The 22050-nt window shown below is 69.6% G+C and carries 15 protein-coding genes and 1 pseudogene; 3 read left to right on the forward strand and 13 right to left on the reverse strand.

The genetic code is table 11. The features are described 5' to 3' along the window. Positions 1-221 precede the first annotated feature (221 nt). The gene (locus ACFQU4_RS34435) at positions 222-1457 is read left to right on the forward strand and encodes a DUF222 domain-containing protein (protein WP_377501014.1); all 1236 of its coding nucleotides are present in this window, start codon (positions 222-224) and stop codon (positions 1455-1457) included. 779 nt (positions 1458-2236) lie between these two features. Continuing rightward, positions 2237-3109, forward strand: coding sequence for a hypothetical protein (locus ACFQU4_RS34440; RefSeq protein ID WP_377501016.1), 873 nt, complete (start codon positions 2237-2239; stop codon positions 3107-3109). On the opposite strand, the gene ACFQU4_RS34445 is transcribed toward ACFQU4_RS34440, so the two are convergent. The 12 genes and pseudogenes from ACFQU4_RS34445 to ACFQU4_RS34500 all read right to left on the reverse strand — a co-directional run bounded on the left by ACFQU4_RS34445 (position 3106) and on the right by ACFQU4_RS34500 (position 19049). Further along, entirely contained in the window at positions 3106-4884 is a 1779-nt protein-coding gene (locus tag ACFQU4_RS34445) for an ABC transporter ATP-binding protein (protein ID WP_377501018.1), read from the reverse strand. The genes ACFQU4_RS34440 and ACFQU4_RS34445 overlap by 4 nt on opposite strands. Further along, positions 4877-6607, reverse strand: a complete 1731-nt coding sequence (locus ACFQU4_RS34450; protein ID WP_377501020.1) for an ABC transporter ATP-binding protein — start codon at positions 6605-6607, stop codon at positions 4877-4879. The genes ACFQU4_RS34445 and ACFQU4_RS34450 overlap by 8 nt, the downstream gene beginning before the upstream one ends. A 24-nt stretch (positions 6608-6631) precedes the next feature. Continuing rightward, positions 6632-9379 (reverse strand): hypothetical protein, encoded by a 2748-nt coding sequence (locus tag ACFQU4_RS34455; RefSeq protein ID WP_377501022.1) that lies wholly within the window; start codon positions 9377-9379, stop codon positions 6632-6634. 1121 nt (positions 9380-10500) lie between these two features. After that, a pseudogene (locus ACFQU4_RS34460) lies at positions 10501-10677 on the reverse strand (DapH/DapD/GlmU-related protein); the annotation flags it as partial. A 424-nt stretch (positions 10678-11101) separates the two neighbouring features. After that, positions 11102-12013, reverse strand: coding sequence for a carbohydrate ABC transporter permease (locus tag ACFQU4_RS34465; protein ID WP_377501024.1), 912 nt, complete (start codon positions 12011-12013; stop codon positions 11102-11104). A 9-nt stretch (positions 12014-12022) separates the two neighbouring features. Then, the gene (locus ACFQU4_RS34470) at positions 12023-12907 is read right to left on the reverse strand and encodes a carbohydrate ABC transporter permease (RefSeq protein WP_377501026.1); all 885 of its coding nucleotides are present in this window, start codon (positions 12905-12907) and stop codon (positions 12023-12025) included. Between the two features lie 2 nt (positions 12908-12909). Continuing rightward, complete coding sequence (locus tag ACFQU4_RS34475; RefSeq protein ID WP_377501028.1) at positions 12910-14208, reverse strand: ABC transporter substrate-binding protein; 1299 nt, start codon at positions 14206-14208, stop codon at positions 12910-12912. 17 nt (positions 14209-14225) lie between these two features. Next, positions 14226-15146 carry a dihydrodipicolinate synthase family protein gene (locus ACFQU4_RS34480; RefSeq protein ID WP_377501030.1) on the reverse strand — a complete coding sequence of 307 codons (921 nt, stop codon included), beginning with the start codon at positions 15144-15146 and terminating at the stop codon, positions 14226-14228. Next, entirely contained in the window at positions 15143-15916 is a 774-nt protein-coding gene (locus ACFQU4_RS34485; protein ID WP_377501033.1) for an SDR family NAD(P)-dependent oxidoreductase, read from the reverse strand. Before ACFQU4_RS34485 ends, ACFQU4_RS34480 begins: the two co-directional genes overlap by 4 nt. Next, positions 15913-17085, reverse strand: coding sequence for a mandelate racemase/muconate lactonizing enzyme family protein (locus ACFQU4_RS34490; protein ID WP_377501035.1), 1173 nt, complete (start codon positions 17083-17085; stop codon positions 15913-15915). The genes ACFQU4_RS34485 and ACFQU4_RS34490 overlap by 4 nt, the downstream gene beginning before the upstream one ends. Continuing rightward, entirely contained in the window at positions 17082-17774 is a 693-nt protein-coding gene (locus ACFQU4_RS34495) for a GntR family transcriptional regulator (RefSeq protein WP_377501038.1), read from the reverse strand. The genes ACFQU4_RS34490 and ACFQU4_RS34495 overlap by 4 nt, the downstream gene beginning before the upstream one ends. A 189-nt stretch (positions 17775-17963) precedes the next feature. Next, the gene (locus ACFQU4_RS34500; RefSeq protein WP_377501040.1) at positions 17964-19049 is read right to left on the reverse strand and encodes a hypothetical protein; all 1086 of its coding nucleotides are present in this window, start codon (positions 19047-19049) and stop codon (positions 17964-17966) included. 85 nt (positions 19050-19134) lie between these two features. On the opposite strand from ACFQU4_RS34500, the gene ACFQU4_RS34505 reads away from it, so the two are divergent. Further along, entirely contained in the window at positions 19135-20622 is a 1488-nt protein-coding gene (locus ACFQU4_RS34505; RefSeq protein WP_377501042.1) for a mannitol dehydrogenase family protein, read from the forward strand. On the opposite strand, the gene ACFQU4_RS34510 is transcribed toward ACFQU4_RS34505, so the two are convergent. After that, complete coding sequence (locus ACFQU4_RS34510) at positions 20609-21841, reverse strand: MFS transporter (RefSeq protein ID WP_377501044.1); 1233 nt, start codon at positions 21839-21841, stop codon at positions 20609-20611. The genes ACFQU4_RS34505 and ACFQU4_RS34510 overlap by 14 nt on opposite strands. Positions 21842-22050: the final 209 nt, after the last annotated feature.

Below are 22050 nucleotides of genomic sequence, written 5' to 3' on the forward strand. Positions count from 1 at the left end.
AATCGTTGGAGTCGAAGGCTGTCGGGTACGGCAGCCGCGACATCCTGAAGGCCGTGGACGGGTTGAAGCGTGCCCGGATCGCGGTCGCGAACGAACTCCTGGTCTGGGTCGCAGCCTGGGCGGATGCCCATCCGGCGGAGTCGATCATGGAGACCGGACCGGGGTTGGCGCGGGCGGTCCGGCCGGGTGGCGAGGGGACACCGGCGGTCAATGATCTGGCGATGGTGGAGTTGTTCGCCAAGCTGGGAAAGAGCACCGGTTCCGGGATGCTGTTCCTGGGTGATGTTCTTGATCTTCGTCACCGACTGCCCCTGCTTTGGGCGAAAGTCATGCGCTGTGAGCTCGAGGAGTGGCAGGCGCTCCGGGTCGCCCGTATGACGCACCGGCTCTCCCAAGATCAGGCCGGTGAGGTGGATCGTGCGGTGGCATGGTTCGCCGGGACCCAGCCGCCCGGGAAGCTCTTCGATGCGGTCGAGGCGACGATTCTGCGGATCGATGGTGATCGCGCTCGGGCGGAGTATGAGGAGCGGCGGCGGCAGGTCGGGGTGTGGAAGTCGCAGACCGATGACAACGGGCTGAAGGGCGTCTTTGGTCGACTTGAGCCGCTGGCGGCAGAGCGGTTGTATGCGCGGGTCCAGGAGCTTGCCGATTGTCTGTCCGAGGGCACTGCGGATGAGCGGCGTGCTGAGGCGTTCGGATTGTTGGGCGATGCTGCGGCGATCACGCGATTGCGGGCGAAGCGTCGGCAGCCGGAACTGTTCGACGACGAGCTCGCCGAGGCCGTCGCCGCCCTGACCCCTGACGACGAACCCGAGCTGACGATCGAGGAGTCCGACGTCCATCCGGCGTTGCGGGATCGTCCGATTCAAGTGGATGTGGAGTCAGCGATCTTCGAGGCTGCGGTGCAGCGGCTGGTCGAGAAGTTGGATCCGCGTCTGCTGGTGCCGACCTCGACCGTGGTGGTGCACATCTCCGCCGAAGACCTCAGTCAGGGTGAGGGTGTCTGCCGGGTGCCCGAGGTCGGGCCGACTCTGAAGAGTGTGGTTGGTGAGTGGCTGGGTCATGATCGTGTCGTGGTGCGTCCGGTGATTGATCTGAATGATGCGCCGCCGCCGGTGGATGACTATGAGATCCCGGACCGGCATCGTGATCAGGCGATGTTGCGCTGTCCAGGGAGTGTGTTCCCGTGGTCGACCGCGACCCGGAATCTTGATCTTGATCACACGGATCCGTACCGACGGAATGGTCCGCCCGGCCAGACTCGGGTCGAGAAGCTCATTCCGCTGTCGAGGACGGAACATCGCGCCGTCACTCACGGTGGTTGGCGGCGACGAAAACCTGATCCGACCACGATGATCTTCCGATCACCCCATGGCCACGTCTTCCTGACGAACCGTACCGGCACTCATGATCTTGGTGCCGGACCAGTCGCCCACGCCCTCTGGGCTGCTTCCTGACCAACCCCTGTGCCCTGAGCCTGTCGAAGGGCCAAACCGGATCGTGCCTTGCCTTCGACAGGCTCAGGGAACGTGTGCCTGGTGGTTGGTCGCGCAGCCAGGTCCTTCTCGTGAATCGTTCCGGTACTCGTGATCTTGGTGCCGGGCTGGTCGCTCGCACCTCTGGTCCGCGATCTGATCAACCGTCAGTGCCCTGAGCCTGTCGAAGGGCCAGGTCGGATCGGGCCTTGCCCTTCGGCAAGCTCAGGGAACGTGTTGCCAAGCGTTTGGTGGCGCAGCCAGATCTCTCTCGAACCGGCACTCGTGATCTTGGTGCGGTCTGGTCGCTTAATCCTCCGGTCCACCACCTGATCAACCCTCAGCGGCCCTGAGTCTGTCGAGGGGCCCAGTCGGATCGGGCCTTGCCCTTCGACAAGCTCAGGGAACGTGTTGCCTAACGCTGCTCGTGCAGACAGGTCTCTCGCGAACCGTTCCGGCACTCGTGATCTTCGTGCCGGGTCGGTCGCCCGCACCCCCGGTCCTCGACCTGATCAATCCCCCTGAGCCTGTCGAAGGGCCATGCCGGATCGCGGCCTGCCCTTCGACAAGCTCGGGTGTGTCGGTGCCGCGCGGATTGGAGGCGGGTCGGGGATAGTGACCGAAATCGACGGGGATCGGGCCGGATCGGCCCGATTGCGAGGTATTTCGTGCGATCGCCGTCGAGGTCGGACCTGCCAACCGTGCCGGCTCCGCAGAGAAATTCGCTCGACTGGCCCGCTCGGCTGAGGGATCGTGGCCGGATGGCTGACTCGGATCCCTCGATGATCCTCGCGACGCTCCGGGGTGACCCGGTGATCGGACGCCTGGTCGGCGAGTTGAGGGCGGAGCCGCCGGGACAGGCTCGGATCTTCCGTACCCGCCTGCTCGCCTCCGGCGCGCCCTGCATTCTCAAGCTCGCCGATGAACTCGAGGCGATCTGGATGCCGGCGATCAGCGCACGCGCTTCCGACATCGTGGCCGAGGTCTTGGCCCACGGCGTCCTGACCGAGCTCGAGCGGCCCTGGTTGTTGCTGGCGGACCTGCCGCATCGCGGGCGCTCGGACCGCCACGACATCGCTCGCGACGTCATGCGCGCGGCGGCCCGGTTCCAGCAGGAGGCGACCGAGTTGGAGCTGGCGACCTACCCGATCGACGCGGACTTCATGATCACCTACGCGCAGCAGGCGATCGACGCCGGCTGCCCCGGACCCGCCTCCGACGTGCTGGCCAGGATCGGTACCGACGAGGACTGGTTGCGATCACTCGGCGGACATCTGAAGGGTCACGGCGACGTCCACTTCTGGAACGCCCTCGCGCCGACGCCCGACGGGCCCTGGCGCCTCATCGATCCGATCCCGCGGACCGCGCATTGGGCCTGGGACGCGGGCTACGCCCAACTGACCTCGGGCCTACCGGAGACCCCGGACCTGATCATGCTGCTCACCCAGGAACGTCAACGACTCGGGCTGCCGGTGCCGGGGATCGAGCAGTTCGATCGGCTCCGTACGGTCATCCTCGGCTGGTCCGCCCTGCTCTGGTGGGCGATCCTGCCCGCCCGCCGCGAGGAGTCCTGGTGGCGTGCCGAGGTGGAGCGAAACGTCACGGCGCTCGCGGTCGATCTTCGAACCCGCTAGGTCGTCGGGTCGTCGGGTTCCGCGTGCCAGGTCCGCCAGAGTTCACCGTAGACACCGTCGGCGCTGACGAGTTCGTCATGGGTTCCGAGCTCGACCAGCTCGCCGGCCTCCATGACGGCGATCCGGTCGGAGTCGTGCGCCGTCTGCAGCCGGTGCGCGATCGCGATCACGGTGCGATCGTGGAGCACGGCGGCCAACGACTGCTCGGTTCGCCTTGCTGTCTTGGGATCCAGGAGCGCGGTGGCCTCGTCGAGGATCAGCGTGTGTGGGTCGGCGAGCACCACTCTGGCCAGCGACAGCTGCTGGGCGCCCGCGTCGTCGAGGTCGAAGTCGCGGCCGAGTTCGGTGTCCAGGCCGTGGGGCAGGTCCGTACCCCACTCGGCGCCGACGGCCGCCAGCGCGGCGCGCAACTCGTCGTCGGTGGCGTTCGGTTTCGCGATCCGGAGGTTGTCGCGGACGGTGTCGTGGAAGACGTGATGATCTTGGGTGATCAGGACGACGTGCTCCCGCAGTTGCTCGGGCGGCAGGTCGGCCACGGGCGTGCCGTCGATGGTCACGGACCCGGTGTGCGGGCGGTCGAGGCCGGCGAGCAGCCGGGCCAGGGTGGACTTGCCGGCACCGGAGGTTCCGACGATGGCCAGCCGTTCGCCGGACTGTACGGTGAGGTCGATCCCGCGCAGCACCTCCCGCGCACCGGTGTAGCTGTAGTGGGCGTTGTCCACCCGAAGTCGATCACCGCGGGACGCCTCGCCGATGATCTTGGCCGGGCCGTCAGGCCGGGGCGCTGTGCCGGTCACGTCGGTCAGACCCTCGACGCGGGCGTACGAGGCGCCGGCACCCTGGAGCTGTTCGATCCAGAGCATCAGCGTGTCCAGCGGCCCGACCAACTGGCGCAGGAACACGGTGGCGGTCACGACGGCGCCGAGGCTGACCAGGTCACCCAGATAGAGCGCGCCGCCGACGAGCAGGACGCCGACGACGGGAAGCGCCAGCGACACGTCCGACCAGGGGAACAGGACCGAGCGCAACCGCAGGGCCGCCAGTCGCGCCGACCGGGCGTTCGTGATCGCTACCTCGGCCACTTGGGCCCGGCGCTGCTCCAGCCCGAGCAGTTCGACGGTACGGGAGCCCTGCGCCGTACTGGCGACGACGTCGGCAAGCTCCGCACCGGTGGCCGCAACGGACAGATAGGCGGGTCTGGCCCGGCGCAGATACCAGCGCAGGGCGGTTCCGACCCCGATCAGACAGACCAGGCCGCACAGCCCGAGCAGCGGGTTCAGGATGATCACCGCGATGATCAGGAACAGCGCGTGCACCACCGCCACGAGCACCTCGGGCACCGCGAACCGCAACACCGAGGCGACCAGTGAGGCATCGGTGCTGCCCCGGGCGATCAGATCGCCGAACGGCAACTGGTCGGCCACCCGCGCCGGCAACGCCAGGGCACGCTTCAGGAATCGCTCGCGCACCCGGGCGGCCGTACGCTCGCCGAACCGGTAACCGATCTTGAGCGCCCACCAGGCCAGCACCGTCTGCGCGGCGGTGCAGAGCAGGGCCACCAGGGCCAGCCGGTCCACGGTGCCGAGCGCCTCGCTGCCGCCGGCCTGGATCGTGTCGATGATCCGGCCGAGCAGCCACGGGCCGATCAGTCCGGCGGCAGCCGCCAGCGCGTTGACCACGACGATGATCACGACGGCCCGGCGGTCCGCGCCCAGGTCACGCCTTGCCGCGGCACGGACCTCGGCCGGTGAGGCCACCGGGAGTTGCTTACTCATTGCCGGCCCGATGATCATCGTCGCCCTGGATGCGGGACACCAGCTCGCGATAGGCGGCGTCGCTCCGTACCAGGTCGGCATGCCGGCCGACCGACGTCACCCGGCCGTCGACGAGGACGACGACCTCGTCCGACCGGTCCAGGACGAGGGGCGAGGTGGTGGTGATCACCGTGGTCGCCGTGCTCCGGAAGTCGCGCAGCCGGTCGATCATCGCGGCCTCGGTGTTCGCGTCGACGGCCGAGGTCGCTTCGACGGCGAGCAGGAGCTCCGGTTCGGGATAGAGTGCGCGGGCCAACCGGATCCGCTGTCGCTGACCGCCGGAAAGATCAGTTCCGCCGGCCGCGATCATGGAGTCCAGGCCGTCGGGCAGGGCGTCCACGATGTCCTCAGCCACGGCCGCCCGCAGCGCAGCCTGGATCCGCCGGTCGTCGGGCTCCAGCCGCCCGGCGACGACGTCCCGCACAGTGCCGGCGAACAGCTCGGCGTCGTTGTCGGCCACGGTCAACCGGCTCCGCAGCGCATCCCGGTCGACCTCGGCGATCGGCACCCCGGCCCAGGTCACGCCGGCCGCGGGATCGGTGCTCAGGTGTCCGAGCCGTTCGATCACCGCACCGGCCTCGGTCGGCCGGGCAGCCACCAGGGCCGTCAGCAGGCCGGGCCGGATGATCACTCCCGAGCGAGGATCGATCAGCGGGCCGCCGGCCGCCGGGAGGTCCACCGAGGCGCCGTTCGGGAGCCGGAGGATCGGCAGGTCGAGCACGTCGATGATGCGCTGACCGGCCACCCGGGCCCGAGCAAGATCACCGCCGCCTTCGATCAAGGACGCCACCGGGATGACCAGCATCGCAACATAGCCATAGACGGCGACGACCTCGCCGATGCTGATCTCCCCGGTGGCCGCCATCCGCGCGGACAGCCACACCACGGCGGCCAGGAACAGAGCCGGCAGGCCGACCGACAACGCACCGACCCAGCTCGTCGGCCCCGCCACCCGGTAGCCGTGCCGGATCAGGTCCTGCGACTGCTGCTCGTACCGCTCGGCGACGAACGGTTTCCCGCCGAGGCCGTTGAGGACCCGGAGCCCACCGAGGACGTCGACCAGCCGGGTCGTCAACCGCCCCTGGTGCGTGCGGTATTCACCGCCGGTGCGCTCGATCCGTCGCAGCAGGGGACCGACGGCGAGCGCGAGCAACGGGACCCCGGCGAGCACCACGGCCGCCAGCACCGGTGAGGTGGCGAACAGCACCACCGCGACCAGGAGGTACGCGACCACGGCACCGACGCCCGGACCGGTGACCGTCAGCGCCTGCGCGACGACCTGCACGTCGGCGATGCCGACCGTGACCACCTCGCCGGCGCCCACCCCACGGGCCAGCGAGGCACCCAGCCGGGACGTGTGCCGGACGGTGATGTCGACGCAGCGGAACGACGCGTCCATCCTGATCTTGGTCATCGTGCGGTGACGGGCGATCGACAACAGGGCGATCAGGACGGCCGCGGCCAGCAGGATCAGTGCCCACCCGACCAGAGCGTTGGGATCGCGGGCGACCAGTCCTTGATCAACCGCGCGGGACAGCACCCAGGGCGGCACGGCCAGGCCGGCCATCCAGGTGATGCCGAACAAGGCGGCCAGGGCGATCCGCCGTGCCTGCGAGCGGGCGAGCCAGCTCAGGAACCGGAACGGGCCTGCCAGGTCACCGGCAGTCGGCGTGGCACTGGCCATGCACTGATCCTCGCAGACCGCCGATCAGGCCGTGGACGCGCCGTCCGGATCCTCGTACAGCCAGTCCAGCGAGTCCGGCGTGGATTCGGTGTGCTCTACCTGCCGCGGAACGAGTTCTTGATCGGCGGCGACGACACCGGCGACGACGTAGGCACCTCGGCCGAGGGCGAGGGTGTGCCGGCCGGCCTCGTAGCGGAACGCGTGCACGTTGATCTTGGGCAGGAAGTCCACCCCGATCCCGTTGCGCAGCACGGGTTCCAGGCCTCCGCGGGCGTCGGCGTGGGTGTCGGTCTCCAGGTTCGGCACCTGCAGCCAGACCGGCTCCGGGTCCATGAAGTAGCCGACCAAGATCGTCGCGGGCTCGGGCAGGGTGAACTCGACCGCGAACTCGCCGGCATAGCCCGAACGCCGCGGGATCCTGATCCCGCGCAGGCCGTCGAGTTCCTCGGCGAGCTGCCGGATGTTGCCGTCGCTGTCCGCGAAGACCGAGATTCCCTTGGCAATCGTGAAGGTCTCGGCTTCGGGCGTGTGCAGCTCGAACTCCGCCGCCCGGTACGGATCCGGCCGCAGGTCCAACTGCCGCAGGGCGGCCGGCAGCTCACCCCGGTCCAGCAGGTCGACGTTCCGGCGGAGTCGATCAAGCTCGGTCTCGTACTCGGGCAGGCACTGCCGCCAGTGACCGTAGGTCTCCCCGTTGGGGAAGGGGATCTTCCGCTGCGGGGTCTGCATGCTGTTCGCGTAGTGGTACGTCCGGTCGGTCAGCTCCACCAGTTCCCGGTACGCCAGCACGCTGTCCGCGACCTTGTCCACGGCGATCTTGAGCCGGCCGACATCGGCATGATCACCACCGCGCGTCTCCCGGTGGATCATGATGTCGATCGCCGCGGAGACCCGGAGCGCATAGAACCGGGCCAACAGCGCCAACGCCGCAACATCACTGCCCAGCCGGTCGAACTCTTCGGCGTCGGTGATCACGGCCGACCGGCCGCGGGCGATCGCGGCCTCGGCCTCGCGGGCCAATCGCTGCACGTCCTCGATCACGCTCGGCGGGGTCTCGCCGACATGCGGCTCGCCGGCGACCTCCCGGGCCACGTAGAGATCGAGCCGTTCGCCCTGCGGGGCATGGGAATCCCAGAGATCGGCCCAGGGCCGGAACCGTGCCGCGTTGGTCAGCTGGCTCAGCTGCATGCCGAGGCTCAGGGTCTGCCGGTTGCCCTCGGTGATCCCGAATCGGCGCACCAGCTGCGGGGCGATCCGGCCGATCGCCTCGTACGCGTCCAGTGCCGCGACGCCGGCCTCCGGGCTGCCGAACTGTTCCGCCAGCCGCCCGACCCAATAGGACCGCTCGGCCTCCGGATCCCGGTCGGCCCGCCAGGCGTAGCGGTGCCACGCCTCGTACCAGAGCCAGTCCCGGTCCAGCTGCCGCAGCCGCGGCTCGACCCGGTCCGGCGAGTGCGGCCATTCCCAGTAGAACAAGGGATACAGGTGCAGGCCGCCGGCGTCCAGCCGGTGCTTCATGGCCTGCACGCAGCGCTGGATGAAGGACACGGCGCCGTACCGGAACGGCTCGAGGTTGGCCAGGATGTGCACGTTGACGATGTGGATGCTGCCGAGCGACGCCAGGTAGCGGTGCCGCTCCTGCCAGGCGCCCCGCGGGCTCCGGGTGGTCAGCGACTCGCCGTTGTACTTCGCCTCGGTGAACAGCCGTGGATACCGCGGAAGAGCCTTCTCCAGAACGGGTTTCAGGTCGATCGCGTGGTTGCGGACGATCACCGGCGGCGCCTCGGCGGTCGGGTCCACGGCCCGCCGGGCGGCGACCGCGTCGTCCACCCCGGCCAAGATCACGTCGGTGAACCACTCGGCGCCGTAGATGTCGCCCTGCAACACCTCGCCCAGGCACACGTACAGACCGATGCCGGTGTACTCGGAGGCGAACGCCGCGATCGCGGCCCGGGTGTAGCCGGCGACCAGCGGGGTCGGCTTCGGCTGGCGCAGCGGGATCTGGTGATGCTCGGCGAACGGCAACGGGATGTGGATGTTGTAGAACTTCAACACCACCCAGATGCCGCGCCGATCGGCCTCGGTGGTGAGCCAGTGCAGCAGCTCCCGGTTCTGCACCAGCTCCGCGTCGGTGACCTCCTGCGCCTCCGGATAGTCCGGCAGCCGGACGAATGAGGCGAAGGGGTGCCCGCTCCACAGGTAGATCACGTTGGATCGCTGTGCACACAGGGTGTCCAGCACTTCGAGCCAGTGCTCGCGATCATAGAACCAGGGGAACCGGTCGGGTGTGATCGGATATTCGTACGTCTGCCGCGGCGGCTCCAGCGTCGTCTTCTGCAACCCGATCGCCGGGCCGCGCAGCACCAGGTCCGGGTTCTCGCCATGATCGAGATCATGCGGCAGCCCGCCCTCCCGGCGGATCGCCCGGGCCAGTTCCTGGCACCCGTAGAGCACGCCGGTGTCGTTGCCGCCGGTGATCACCGTGACGTCGCCGGGCAGCGACGAGACGTAGAAGCCGTCGTCCCGCGGCTCCGGGGTGGTGTACAGCAGCACGTCGTCCCGCTCCAGCTCCGTGATCACGGAACTGGAGCGGTTGCCGACGAAGATCATCCGCTCGCCGCTCTGTGTCCTGAGCCCGTCGAAGGACCTCGGATCTTGCCCTTCGACAAGCTCAGGGAGCGATCCGGTCTCCCGGAGGGCGGCCAGGATCAGGTCGAGTCCGTACCTCAGCCGAGGAGACGGGTCGGGCTGGTGGGCGATGCGGATGATCACAGGGCTCCTCAGGGAATCCGGTCGAGCCGGAGGGCGGGTTCGGGGCGGTGCACGCCGCGCGGCCGGTAGCCGACCGCGTCGCTCATGCCGGACAGGTCGGCCAGCAGCCAGATGATCGCCAGCCACATCTCGGTGCCCTGCAGGCCGGGCACGGCCTTGGGCAGGCCGGCGTTCTCCGGCCGCGCGGCCAGGAAGGCGAAGCCTCGATCATCGACCCAGTTGCCCAGGGCGTCGCCGAGCAGGGTCCGGGCCACCGACGCGATCTCGTCGGAGCGGTGGCTGGTCTGCCGGGCGGCGAGCCAGAGCGGGTGGGCGACGTCGAGCACGTTGCAGGCGTTCTGCCGTTCCGGGGTGAACAGGCTGCGGTCCCGGACGTGCTGCAGCACGGTGTCGATCACCCGCTCCGGATACGCCACCGGCAGCCCGAACTGGGCGAACGTGCCGCGGGACGCGCGATAGAACCCGTTCACCACGAGCAGCAGCGTCGACGTGTCGGCCCGCCCCCACATCCCGGTCGCCGGGTCCGCGTTGCGCACCATCCAGCCGATCACCGTGTCCAGCAGCAGCTTCGCCTGATCATGGTCGGCCTCGGGATGCCGCAGATCCCAGAGCAGTGCGGTGCCGATCCCGTCGATCATGTGCCCCGAGCCCCACGGGTTACCGGTCCAGTTCAGCCCGTCCAGCAGTGCGGTCAGCCGGTCCGGCGCGAGTCCGGACACGGCCTTGATCGGATGCGGGAACGCCGCGCCGAGCACGTCGAGGGCGTAGCCGACGCAGAGGATCTCGTAGCTGCCGCCGGCCACCACGTCGGTCGGCGCCGGCTCCGGCGTGCCGTCCGCAGCAAGATCGGGAACCAGCCCGGACTCCCGGTCCTGTAGCCGGGAGAGCCGTTCGACGGCCTGCTCCGCGGTCCACGGCGGCGGGGTGCTGCCGGTCAGGTACTGCGCGATCTCGATCGCGTCGCAGTCGGCCCGTACGGTCAGCCGGCCGGCCATCGGGTCGACGTAGCGCTGCCGCTCCTCGTCCCAGTAGGACGCGAGCACGGCCGGACCCTGCTCCTTGGCCCGGGCCACGAGCTCGGTCAGCGCCGTACCAAGATCATCCTTCGGCGCCTGGGCGAGCGCCGGCACCCGCCACTTGATCACCTTGGCCGGGTTGCCGCCGACCACCGCTCCGGCCGGCACGTCCCTGGTCACCACCGCTCCTGCCGCGATCATGGCCCGGTCACCGATCGTCACCCCGTCGAGGATCACCACGTGCGACCCGATCCAGACGTCGGTGCCGATCGTGATGCCCTTGGCGGTGGTCGGCTGCCGGAACACCCAGGTGTCCGGGTCCGACATCGTGTGGTTGAAGCCGAGGATCGAGGTGTGCGCGCCGATCCGGACCGCGTCGCCCATGGTGATCTTGCCGCGGACCACGGTGAAGGCGTTCACGGTGCAGAACTCGCCCAGGACGACCTCGTGCGAGAGGTAGGCGTGGGCCGCCACGTAGCTCCGCTTGCCCATTCGCAGCGTCTCGCACTGGACCGCCGCGAGCGGGCTGAGGAACACCTCCTCGCCGAGTTGCCAGCCCGGATGCTGCTCCAGCAGCTGCTGTTGGTGTTCGAACTGGAGTTTCTTCTCCTCGTCGGTCGCCCGGCCGTAGAAACTCCAGGGTGAGTAGTCGTGAGTGAGATCGGCGGTGGTCATCCTTGCTCCTCCTGCGTCGGATCGGAGTCGTTCACTTCAGGCCCGTCGTCGCGATGCCCCGTACCAGATATCTTTGTCCGGCGATGAAGAAACCGATCACCGGGGCCAGCGAGACCACCGACATCGCGAACATCTGACCCCACGAACTCTGCCCCTCGGTGTCCATGAACTGCCGCAGTGCCAGCGGCACCGTGTACAGCTCGGCGTCGGTCAGGTAGAGCAGCGGCGAGAAGAACTCGTTCCAGGTCGAGATGAAGGTGAAGATCGCCGTCGTCGCGAACGCCGGCGTGCAGAGCGGCACCGTGATCCGCCAGAAGATCCGGAACGGGCCACAGCCGTCCATCCGGGCCGCGTCATCCAGTTCCCGCGGCAGCGAGCGCATGAACTGCACCATGAGGAAGATGAAGAACGCGTTCGTGGCCAGGAAGTTGGGCACGATCAGCGGCAGGTACGTGTTCAGCCAACCCAGTTGCGAGAACAGGATGTATTGCGGGATCAGCAGCACGTGCCCGGGCAGCATCAGGGTGCCGAGGGTCAGGGCGAAGAACAGCTTCCGGCCGCGGAACTCGAGCCGGGAGAAGGCGTACGCGGCCATCGAGCAGGAGATCAGGTTGCCGGCAATGCTGAGTACGACGATCAGCGCCGAGTTGAACAGGTAGTTCTCGAAGCCGAACTCCAGCGCGTTCCAGCCCTCGGCGTAGTGGGAGAAGTCGAACTCCTTCGGCCACAGCGACAGGTCGGTGAAGATCAGGGTGTCCGGCTTGATCGAACTGGAGATCAGCCAGAGCAGCGGGTAGAGCAGCACGGCGCCGATCGCGCAGAGCAGCAGGTGCCGGGCGAACCGGGACCAGGCGGCCGACCGGCGCCGGTCGGTCCGACCCGGGATCGGCGTCGGACGGCCGGCCAGCACCGGCCGGGCCTTGGGCAGATTGAGCGTCACCATGATCGACGATCACTTGTCCTCGTAGAAGACCCAGTACCGCTGGGCCAGGAAGTTCACCGCGGTGAACGCCGCGACGATGATCAACAGCAGCCAGGCCATCGCGGAGGCGTAACCCATGTTGAACTGGTTGAACCCCTGGATGTAGAGGTACAGGTTGTAGAACAGGGTGGAGTTCGCCGGGCCGCCGGACCCGTTGCTCATCACGTACCCCTGGGTGAAGGTCTGCAGCGAGCCGATCAGCGACAGCACCAGGTTGAAGAAGATCACCGGACTGATCAACGGTACGGTCACGGACCAGAACTGCCGCACCTTCGAGGCGCCGTCGACGGCGGCGGCCTCGTAGTACATCGCGGGCACCTGGCGCAGCGCGGCCAGGAAGATCACCATCGGCGCGCCGAACGTCCACACGTTCAAGGTGATCAACACGCTGAGCGCGTAGTCCGGGTCGGTCACCCAGGCCGGACCGGCGATGCCGAAGAAGCCGAGCAGCTGGTTGATCACGCCGTCCCGGCCGAAGATCGCCCGCCACAACATCACCACCGCGACACTGCTGCCGAGCAGCGACGGCAGATAGTAGACAGCCCGATAGATCGGCAGGCCGGCCAGGCCCTGGTTGAGCAGCAGGGCGACGGCCAGCGCGGCCGCCAGCGACAACGGCACCGAGGTGAAGGTGTAGACGAACGTGACGATCAAGGAATGGTGCAGTCGTTCGTCGACGGCCAGCTGCTCGAAGTTGGCCAGGCCGACCCACTGCGGCGCGTTGAGCAGGTTGTAGTCGGTGAAGGCGAGATACAACGAGGCGCCGAAGGGGACGATCGTGAGCAGCATCCCGCCGAACCAGGGGATCAGAAAGACGTAGCCGGCCCAGTCCTGCTTGGCGGAAGCTGCTGCCATGATCAGCGTTTCCCGAGAATCTCGGCGCCCTGGGTGGTGAACTCCGTGCCGGCATCCTTGGGCGTCGTCTTGCCGAAGCTCACCTCGTCCGCGAGCGTGGACAGCAGGTCGTGCAGTTCGGTGGTGCCGAGCGGATCCGGGACCGGGTCGACCAGCTTCTCCTTGGACAGTTCGACCACGTAGTCGTTCGCGAACTGATCATCCGGCTCCAGCACGCCGCTGACGGCGCCGGCCACCACGGTGCTGGCCGGGTTGCCGCGGGTGACGCCCATCGTCTTGTTGGCCTCGACGTCGTTGATCAGGAAGTCGAGCAGGGCGACCGTCTGGTCCGGCGCCTTCGACTGCGCGGTGACCGACCAGAACAGGCCCGGGATGATCGCCATGCCGCGCCGGGTGGCCTGCGATTCGCCGGGGAACCACACCATGTCGAGGGTCTGCTTCGCGGCCCGGTTGAAGGTGGCGTAGCTGTTGGACGGGATCGCCTGGGTGGCCACCAGCCCGCGGGCGATCGGCGACTGGTCGGCCGACGGGCCGAGCGACTCGGCCCAGCCCGGCGGCGGCATCGCTCCTTTGGCCCGAAGATCGACAGCCTGCTGGAACCAGGCCGTCACCACCTCGGCCGAGACCGCGAGCTTGCTGTCCGCCGTCCACAGGTCCTCGCCGTGCTGCCGGACGAAGATGCCGAGCGTGAGCAGGTCGTCCAGCGAGTAGTCGACGCCGTAGGCCTTCTTGTTGCTGGCCTTGGCGAACTCCGCGGCCAGCTCGGCGAGGTCGTCCCAGCTCCATGACCTGCCGTCCGGAAGATCGATGCCGTACTGGTCGAAGACGGCCTTGTTGAGCGCCCAGCCCATCGAGGTGACGCCACCCGGCACGCCGTACAGGGAATCGCCGACCTTGCCGGCGTTGAGGACGCCGGCCGGGATGTCGTCGGTCTTGATCAAGTCCTGCTGGGTGGCCAGATCGAGCAGCGAGCCGCGATCGGCGAAGTCACGCAGGGATTCGCGGCGGACCGCCAGCAGGTCGGGCGGGTTGCCGCCGCCGAACCGTACCGCCAGCTTGTCGTCGTAGGCGCTGCCGGACTGGAACTCGGTGGTGATCTTGAGCTCGGGATTGGCCTTGCGGTAGAGCTCGAGCGCGGCCTCGGTCACCTCGGCGCGCTGCGCGTCGCCCCACCAGACCATGTTCACGGCCGTGCCGTCCGCTGTGGCGGAGCCGCCGCCGAACCGGTTGCAGCCGGCGGCCGCGGTCAGGGCACCGGCGCCGAGCAGCAGGGCGGTGCGCCGGGTCAGGGGAGTTGTCATCGTCGACCTCGTCTTTCTCAGTGGGTGGGTACGGCCACGCCGAGGGACCCCAACCGGTCGGGGGTCCAGGCGCGCCAGGCGTCCTGCAGCCGGCTCCGGGCCGCGTCGTCCAGCGGTGCGTGCGGCGGCCGGACGTCGCCGGCCGGGAGGCCGTCGAGGCGGAGCAGTTCCTTGAGTACGGAGACGTTGCACCGGTTGTTGCCGGCGGCGCGCAGCACCTCGACCGGTCGGACCAGGTCAAGCAGCGCGTACAGCCGGGGCAGGTCGTTGTTGATCACCGCGTCACGGACGGCGACGCAGAGCTCGGGCCGGACGTTGCCGATCCCGGTCGTGAAGCCGGTGATCCCGAGCGCGGCGAACGCCGGCACCCGCGACTCGGCCAGCCCGTTGACCCAGACACAGTCCGTACCGGCGGGGCCGCTCAGCAGTGTGGACAGCCCGAGCAGATCGTCCCGGGCGTACTTCACGGCCGCGATACCCGGATGACCGGCCAGCCGGCCGAGCTCACCGATCGCGAGCCGCGGCGACCGGAGGTAGAGCACCGCCGGCAGCGGCGACCGGTCGGCGATCCGTTCGTAGTAGCGGGCCACGTCGGCGCTGTCGCCGAACGGGTCGGCCGGCTCGTGCACCATGATCGCGTGGTAGCCCAGCCCGGCCGCCTCCGTCGCCGTCTTGATCACGTCGCCGACGCTGCCGATCACCCCGGCCAGCAACTGCGCCTGCTGCCGGCCCGCCGCGACGGCACGGAGCATGATCGTCCGTTCGCCCGCGTCGAGCTGTTGCATCTCGGCCGTGTTGCCGAGGGCGGCGATCACGTCGATGCCCGCCGCGTCGGCCCGCCGGGACAGCTCGGTCGCGACCCCGGCCGCCACCGTCCCGTCCTCCGCGTAGGGGCTGATGATCATGGTCGTGATGCCGGCGAACGCTTGCAGGTTCACGGGTGTGCCTCCTCGGACGGTTGCCTCGCCTGGATGCCGAGCCCGCCGTCCACGGCGAGGACGTGCCCGGTGATGTAGCCGGCGTCGGCGGACGCCAGGAAGCTCACGGCGGCGGCGATGTCGGCGCCGGTCGCTGCCCGGCCGAGCGGGATCTGGGCCCGGTGCCGGTCCCGCAGCTGGTCCTCCCGGTCCCGGTTCATGTCGGTGATCACCGCGCCCGGTGCGACCGCGTTGACCCGGATGCCCTGCGGGGCCAGCTCCAGCGCGGCGGCCCGGGTGAACGCCTCGATGGCGCCCTTTGTGCTGTCGTACGCCAGCGCCCGCCGGTGCGCCTTGGTCGCGCCGATCGAGGACACGTTGATCACCGACGAGCCGGGCGGCATGATCTTGGCCGCGGCCGCCGTGCAGAGGAAGGTACCCCGGGCGTTGACCGTGAACGTCGCGTCCCAGTCGGCCAGGCTGACCTCGGCGAACGGGACCCGGCCCACGTACTGCACGGCCGCGTTGTTGATCAACACGTCCAGCCCGCCGAGCCCGCCGGCCACTGCATCGATCATGGACTCGATCGCGGCCGGGTCGGCCACGTCGGCCGGTGCGGCGAGCACGGTGCCACCGTCGGTGGCCAGGCCGTCGACGGCGGCCCGTACGTCGTCGGGATCGCGATCGTTGACCGCCACCGCGGCGCCCTCGGCCAGGAACCGCCGGGCGATGTCGAGGCCGATGTTGCGAGCCGCTCCGGTGACCAGCACCCGGCGTCCGGCGAACCTCATGATCGACTCTTCTTCCCGGTGCGGTCCACCACGTCGGTGACGGCCGTGTCGGTCCAGCGCAGCGGTCCGCGGGCGGCGGCGAGCCGTTCCGGATCGAGGGTGACGCCGAGGCCGGGACCGGTCGGCGGGTGCAGTTCGCCGGAGGAGTAGTCGAGTTCCGTGGTGACGACATCGGTCGTGTAGAGCAGCGGCCCGACCGGATCGGCGGGCTCGTCGGCGATCATGGTCGCGACGCCGAACTGGGCCGCGGCCGCCGTGCCGATGGCGAGTTCCTGGGTGGTCCCGATCAGGCAGCGCAGCCCGGCCGCCTCGGCGATCGCGGCCATCGATCGCGCCGGGGTGATCCCGCCCAGCGTGAACAGGCCGAGGTTGAACACGTCGACGGCCCGGGCTGCCGCGAGCTCGATCGCCCACCGTCGATCATGGACGTGCTCGCTGACCGGGACCAGGGTGCGGCTGCGGACGAAGGCCAGCCCCTCGGTGTCGCGTTCGTACGCGGGCGCCTCGACCAACTGGTAGCCGACCTCCCGGGTGCGTTCGACGAACCGCGCGGCGGTCCGGGCGTCCAGCAGGTTGGAGAAGTCCAGCGACTTCACCGCCACCCGGTCACCGAACCGGTCCCGGAGCCGGCGCAGGAACGCCTCGTCCAGGTCCAGCCGGCGACCCACGTACACCCGGAACAGCGTGAAGCCCCGGTCCAGCCGGTCGGCCACAAGATCAAGATTGGCGTCGATGTCGTCCGGCGACTGCTGCCGGAAGATCGGGTACGCCACCGGCAGTGACTCGCGGACCGCGCCGCCGAGCAGGTCGCTGACGGACAGCCCGGCCAGCTTGCCGCGGACGTCCCAGAGAGCAAGATCGACACCGCACCTGATCACCGACGTCTTGTCGTACAGCGAACCGGCCAGCGGGAACGACTCGGCCAGCCGGCGCTCCGCCTCGTTCGCGCCCTCGACGCCGACCGGCAGCCCGGCCAGCAGTTCGGTCAGGGTGCGCTCCAGCTCGGGGACGTCGACGTGGAACCGCGGCAGGTGCTGGAAGTCCGACATCTCGCCGAGCCCGGTGACCCCGTCGGTCGTGTCCAGTTCGACGATCACGTGGCCGCAGACCAGGCCGGTCGAACGGGGGATCGCGACCGGGGTCAGCCGGACGCCGGTGATCATGGTCATGACAGGTCGCTCTGCTCGAGGGCCCGCAGGACGCCGGCCGCGGACCGCTCGATGTGATCACGGAGCAGACCGGCCGCCTGATCGGCATCGCCGGCCTCGAACGCGTCCAGGACGGCGGTGTGCTCGTCCCACTCGGAGTCGGACGGGGTGGCGTCCGCACGCCAGCCCGCGGTCGCGATGAACGCGTTCATCGCCTGCAGCTTGTCCAGGAAGTCGATCATGAGCTCGTTGCCGCACGCCGCGTAGAGATCACGGTGGAACCGGCGGTTGATCAAGCCGAGCTGGGCCGGCTGGTCGGCCGCCAGCAAGGCCTGAGCCTCGGCCAGGGCACGCCGGGCCGAGGGCTGCGGCCCGGGCTCGCGCAGTTCCACCGCCATCCGGACCGCCGCCGGCTCGACCGCCGCGCGGGCGCCGGAGACGTCCCGGACGGTGGCGGCGTCGAGCGTCCGCACGCTCATCCCCTGGTACGAGTTCGCGACCACCAGGCCGCTCGACCGGAGTTGCTTGAGCGCCTCCCGGATCGGGGTCTTGGACACCCCGAGCCGGGCCGACAATTCGCGCTCGACCAGAGGACTGCCCTGCTTGAGGGTGCCGTTCAGGATCGCCTCCTGCAGCGCGTCCCGGACCCGGTCCCCGCGCGAGATCGGCTGCTCCAGCGACAACCGCGCTCCGTCATCGGTGACTGACATGAGCGCGATCGTAGTATCGTGCGATACCAACGGGCAAGCCCTTTCCCAAATGGTGACGAGAGCTGGGTGGCAGTCCGGGCGGGGAGTTCGGTGGGCCGGGGCTGAGGGTGGCGGGAGGCGGCGGCCGTGCGGGCGGCGCGCGCGATGAAGAGAGGGCGCGCTGAGGTGGCAGGGCGGCGTCCGGCCGGATCAGGCGAGTTGGTGGAGGCGGCGAACCCCGTCCGGATCCTCGACCAGCAGCCGGGCCTGGGCGCCGCCGGCGGCATCGATCAACCGGCCGGCCGGGCCCTTGATCAGGTCGGTGTCCGGGCCGATCACGGTGGTGACCGCGCCGTCGCCGACCGCGATCCGCCAGCCCGCGTCGACCCGGAACGCGCGCAGGACGGCCGTGCCGGCGTCGACGGCGAGGTCGGGCAGCTCGATCCGGCGCCAGTTCGCGCCGTCGCCGAGCCAGCCGGCGACCTTGCCGTCGACCACCCCGGCGACCAGGCACTCGTCCGCGCAGGCGAGCTTGAGCGCGGTGCTCGCCGTACCGGCGGTCGGCAGGTCGACCCGCCGCCAGTCCGCGCCCGCCCGGTCCTGGACCCAGGTCGCGCCGCGGCTGAGCAGACTCTCGTCCAGCTGCAGGGCACTGCCGGCGATGATCACCCGGTCACCGAGCCTTGCGGCCGCTCGCTCGGACAGCAGTTCGCGCGCCGTGCTGGCCAGCGCCGAGCCGCGTGAGTCGACCCTGGTCCAGGTGTTCTTGCGGGCCGTCCAGGCCGTGATGTCCAACCCACGCGGCGATCCCCAGTTGCCGATGATCATCGGCCCGGCCGGCCGGGCCACCATCGCGGTCAGCGAGCCGGCGTCCTGGCCGCCGAAGACCCAGAAGATCTGTTCGTGCTCGCGAACCCCGGCCGTGGTTCCGGACCACACGCTCCACCGGACGTTGGCGTGGGCGCCGCCGCGGTCACCGCCGAACGCGTACACCTCGTCGCCGGCGACAGCGACCGACAACAGAGCCGCCGTGTGGCCGTAGCCGGACTCGGGACTCAGCGGCACCTCGCGGACCCCGCCGTCCTGCTCGACCAGCAGCATCGGCCGGGCCGGGTCGGTCGCGCGGCCGCCGATGATCAGGCCGTCCGGCCCGTCGGCCAGGGTCTCCGCCGCGAACCCGGCCGGCAGCGTGTCGACGGCCGTCCAGACCGGAGCCGGCCGGGTCGCCGTACAGGCTGCCGGAAGGAGCAGCAGCAGGCCGCACAGCACGGAGCCGAGTCGTCGCCGCTGAGCCATGGCGCCCAGTCTGGCCCATGGCACGGCGGCGGAGCGGATGCAGCAAGATGGTGGGTCGAGGACGTACGGCTGAGGAGGCAGGTAGATGAGGATCGAGGAACCGGCAGCCAGCGCGCTGCTGGCCGAGGCGACCGAGGCCGTGGCCCGGCCGGAGTACGACCGCTCGGGGCTGGTCGCGGGCATCGTCCATGTCGGCGTCGGCGGGTTCCACCGGGCACACCAGGCGCTGGTGATCGACCGGCTGCTGCGGCAGGGCCTGGCCCGGGAGTACGCGATCTGCGGCGTCGGGCTGCTGCCCGGGGACCAGCGGATGCGCGATGTGCTGACCGAGCAGGGCGGGCTCTACACGCTGGTCGAGAAGCATCCCGACGGCCGCCGCGACGCCCGGGTGATCGGTTCGATCATCGACTACCTGTATGCGCCGGACAATCCGGAGGCGGTGCTCGAACGGCTGGCCCACCCGGACACCAAGATCATCTCGCTGACCGTGACCGAGGGCGGCTACAACATCTCGCCGGTGACCGGTGACTTCGACCTCTCCACCCCTGCGGTGGTTGCCGATCTTGCTCCGGACGCGGTGCCGCAGACCACCTTCGGCCTGATCACCGAGGCGCTGCGCCGGCGCCGGGACCGCGGCACGGGTCCGGTGACGATCATGTCCTGCGACAACATCCAGGGCAACGGCCACGTCGCCCGGGACGCGTACACGACCTTCGCCCGCGCCAAGGATCCGGAGCTGGCCGAGTGGATCGCCGCCGAGGTGCGGTTCCCGAACTCGATGGTGGACCGGATCACGCCGGTCACCACCGACACCGACCGGGCCGAGATCGCCGAGCAGTTCGGCGTCCGGGACGGCTGGCCGGTCGTCGCGGAACCCTTCTTCCAATGGGTTCTGGAGGACCACTTCGCCGCCGGCCGGCCCGAATACGACCGCGGCGAGGTGCAGCTGGTCGAGGACGTGGAGCCGTACGAGCTGATGAAGCTGCGGCTGCTCAACGCCAGCCACCAGGGCATCGCCTACTTCGGACACCTGGCCGGGTACACCTATGCGCACGAGGCGGCGCAGGACCCGGTGTTCGCCACGTTCCTGCTGAACTACATGAACACCGAAGCGATCCCGACCCTGCGGCCGGTGCCCGGAATCGATCTTGACGACTACACCAAGACCTTGATCGAACGGTTCTCCAACGCCGAGGTCAAGGACACCGTCGCGCGGCTCGCGGCCGAGTCCTCGGACCGGATCCCGAAGTGGCTGGTCCCGGTGATCAAGGCCAACCTGGAGTCCGGCGGCCCGGTCCGGCTGTCGGCGGCGATCGTCGCCAGCTGGGCCCGTTACGCCGAGGGGGTCGACGAGAAGGGTGAGCCGATCACCGTCGTCGACCGACTCGCCGATCAGCTGACCGCCGCGGCCCGGACCCAGCGCGAGGACAAGACCGCCTTCATCGCCGACCGGGAACTGTTCGGTGACCTGATCGACGACGAGCGGTTCGTCGCCGCCTACACGGAGGCCCTCGATTCCCTGATCGACAACGGCGCGCACGCCACGCTGGAGCGGCTGATCACGACCGGTTGAGCTCGGTGCGACGGGCGGCGTGCAACGACGCGACAGCGGTGGCGGCCGCAAGCAGGGACAGGCCGGCGATCCAGCCGAGGTTGTAGGTCGCGACGAGCCCGCTCAGCGGGGCCCCGATCAGGACACCGGCATAGATCCCGTTCATGTAGAGGCCGGTCGCCTTCCCCAGCCGCAGTCCGGGTCTCGCCTGAACCCAGGTCAGGGCCGTCGCGGCGAATACGCCGTAATAGGCGCCCTCGAGGATCGACCCGGCCACGGCGGCCGCCGTACCCGCGCCGAGCAGATACGTGCCGTACGCCAGCGCGGCGACCGCCCCGGCGATCGTCAACGTGACTCGTGGCCCGAATCGGAGGGCAAGGAAGGGGCTGGCGAGGATCGCCGCCATCTCGACGGCCGCCTTGAGACCCAGCAGCAGTCCGGTCATCGACTCCGGGATCGCGAACCGGCGTACGAGGAGCAAGGGCAGTGACGTCGCGGTCGCGATGTGGGCGAAGGAGAACAACAGCACGACCGCGACGGCCGGCAGGTGCCGAAGCACACGCTCAGTGGAACGCGAACCGTCCGAGTCGTCAGCCACCGATCCCGCAGCGGCGATCTCTGCGGCACGCTGGGAACGCCGGTCGAGCCAGGACGAGGCGGCCAGTACGGCCAACGCACCGGCCCCGGCCATCGCGGCGATCACCGTGAATCCGGTCGCGATCCCATGGCCGCCGACGACGGCGAAGCTGATCGCCGGCCCGGCCATCCAGGCCGCGGAGGTGATCACCCGAAGGGCGGAGTTCACCCGGCTGGGATCGCGATGCTCGGCCTCGGTGATCATCCGGCCGAGCGTGTAGTAGAGCGGTGCCGCAGCGCCGCCGACGGCAGTGCCGAGCGCCGTGAGGACGAGCAGCCAGACCAGCCCGTTGAGTGCGCCGATGCCGGCCAGGGCGGCGGCAGCCTGGCCCAGTCCGCACACCAGGCACAGAAGGGATCGCCGCTTCGTCGCGTCGATCACCGACGACAGCCTGTGGTTCACCGCGATCGTGATCACCATGACGGCGAACGAATAGGCGCCCACCCACCACAACGGCCAGCCGAGCCGAGTGGCCAGCGCGTACGGCACCAGCGGCACCATCGCGGCGTTGGCCAACATCGCCAGTCCGAGCAGGACCGGGACTCCCCAGACATCGGGCCGCCGCCAGGCTCCGGAGCACGCGGAGCGGCGCGAAGGCGGCATGGCTGCAGCACATCGTGCTTCCGGTGCCGAACGCAAGTGAGTTACGGGCGTGCTCGATCGGGCGGACGGCGGCGGGCACACTGTGCAGATCGACTGGACCCGCGGCGAGCAGCAGGTGTGATGGCGAAATCGAAGGTCAGCAAGGCGGAGGAGTTGGTGCGGTCGGAGGGCCTTGCCGCAGAGGAGAATCCGGACGCGCCGTTGAAGGC

This window comes from Microlunatus sp. GCM10028923, assembly GCF_042666975.1.
In the GTDB taxonomy this organism is placed as follows: domain Bacteria; phylum Actinomycetota; class Actinomycetes; order Propionibacteriales; family Propionibacteriaceae; genus Microlunatus.

Coding starts and splice junctions, on each gene's coding strand:
- ACFQU4_RS34435 (WP_377501014.1), top strand. CDS start 222: ATGGTGGAGTTGTTCGCCAAGCTGGGAAAGAGCACCGGTTCCGGGATG.
- ACFQU4_RS34440 (WP_377501016.1), top strand. CDS start 2,237: ATGGCTGACTCGGATCCCTCGATGATCCTCGCGACGCTCCGGGGTGAC.
- ACFQU4_RS34445 (WP_377501018.1), bottom strand. CDS start 4,884: ATGAGTAAGCAACTCCCGGTGGCCTCACCGGCCGAGGTCCGTGCCGCG.
- ACFQU4_RS34450 (WP_377501020.1), bottom strand. CDS start 6,607: ATGGCCAGTGCCACGCCGACTGCCGGTGACCTGGCAGGCCCGTTCCGG.
- ACFQU4_RS34465 (WP_377501024.1), bottom strand. CDS start 12,013: ATGGTGACGCTCAATCTGCCCAAGGCCCGGCCGGTGCTGGCCGGCCGT.
- ACFQU4_RS34470 (WP_377501026.1), bottom strand. CDS start 12,907: ATGGCAGCAGCTTCCGCCAAGCAGGACTGGGCCGGCTACGTCTTTCTG.
- ACFQU4_RS34475 (WP_377501028.1), bottom strand. CDS start 14,208: ATGACAACTCCCCTGACCCGGCGCACCGCCCTGCTGCTCGGCGCCGGT.
- ACFQU4_RS34485 (WP_377501033.1), bottom strand. CDS start 15,916: ATGAGGTTCGCCGGACGCCGGGTGCTGGTCACCGGAGCGGCTCGCAAC.
- ACFQU4_RS34490 (WP_377501035.1), bottom strand. CDS start 17,085: ATGACCATGATCACCGGCGTCCGGCTGACCCCGGTCGCGATCCCCCGT.
- ACFQU4_RS34495 (WP_377501038.1), bottom strand. CDS start 17,774: ATGTCAGTCACCGATGACGGAGCGCGGTTGTCGCTGGAGCAGCCGATC.
- ACFQU4_RS34500 (WP_377501040.1), bottom strand. CDS start 19,049: ATGGCTCAGCGGCGACGACTCGGCTCCGTGCTGTGCGGCCTGCTGCTG.
- ACFQU4_RS34505 (WP_377501042.1), top strand. CDS start 19,135: ATGAGGATCGAGGAACCGGCAGCCAGCGCGCTGCTGGCCGAGGCGACC.
- ACFQU4_RS34510 (WP_377501044.1), bottom strand. CDS start 21,841: ATGCCGCCTTCGCGCCGCTCCGCGTGCTCCGGAGCCTGGCGGCGGCCC.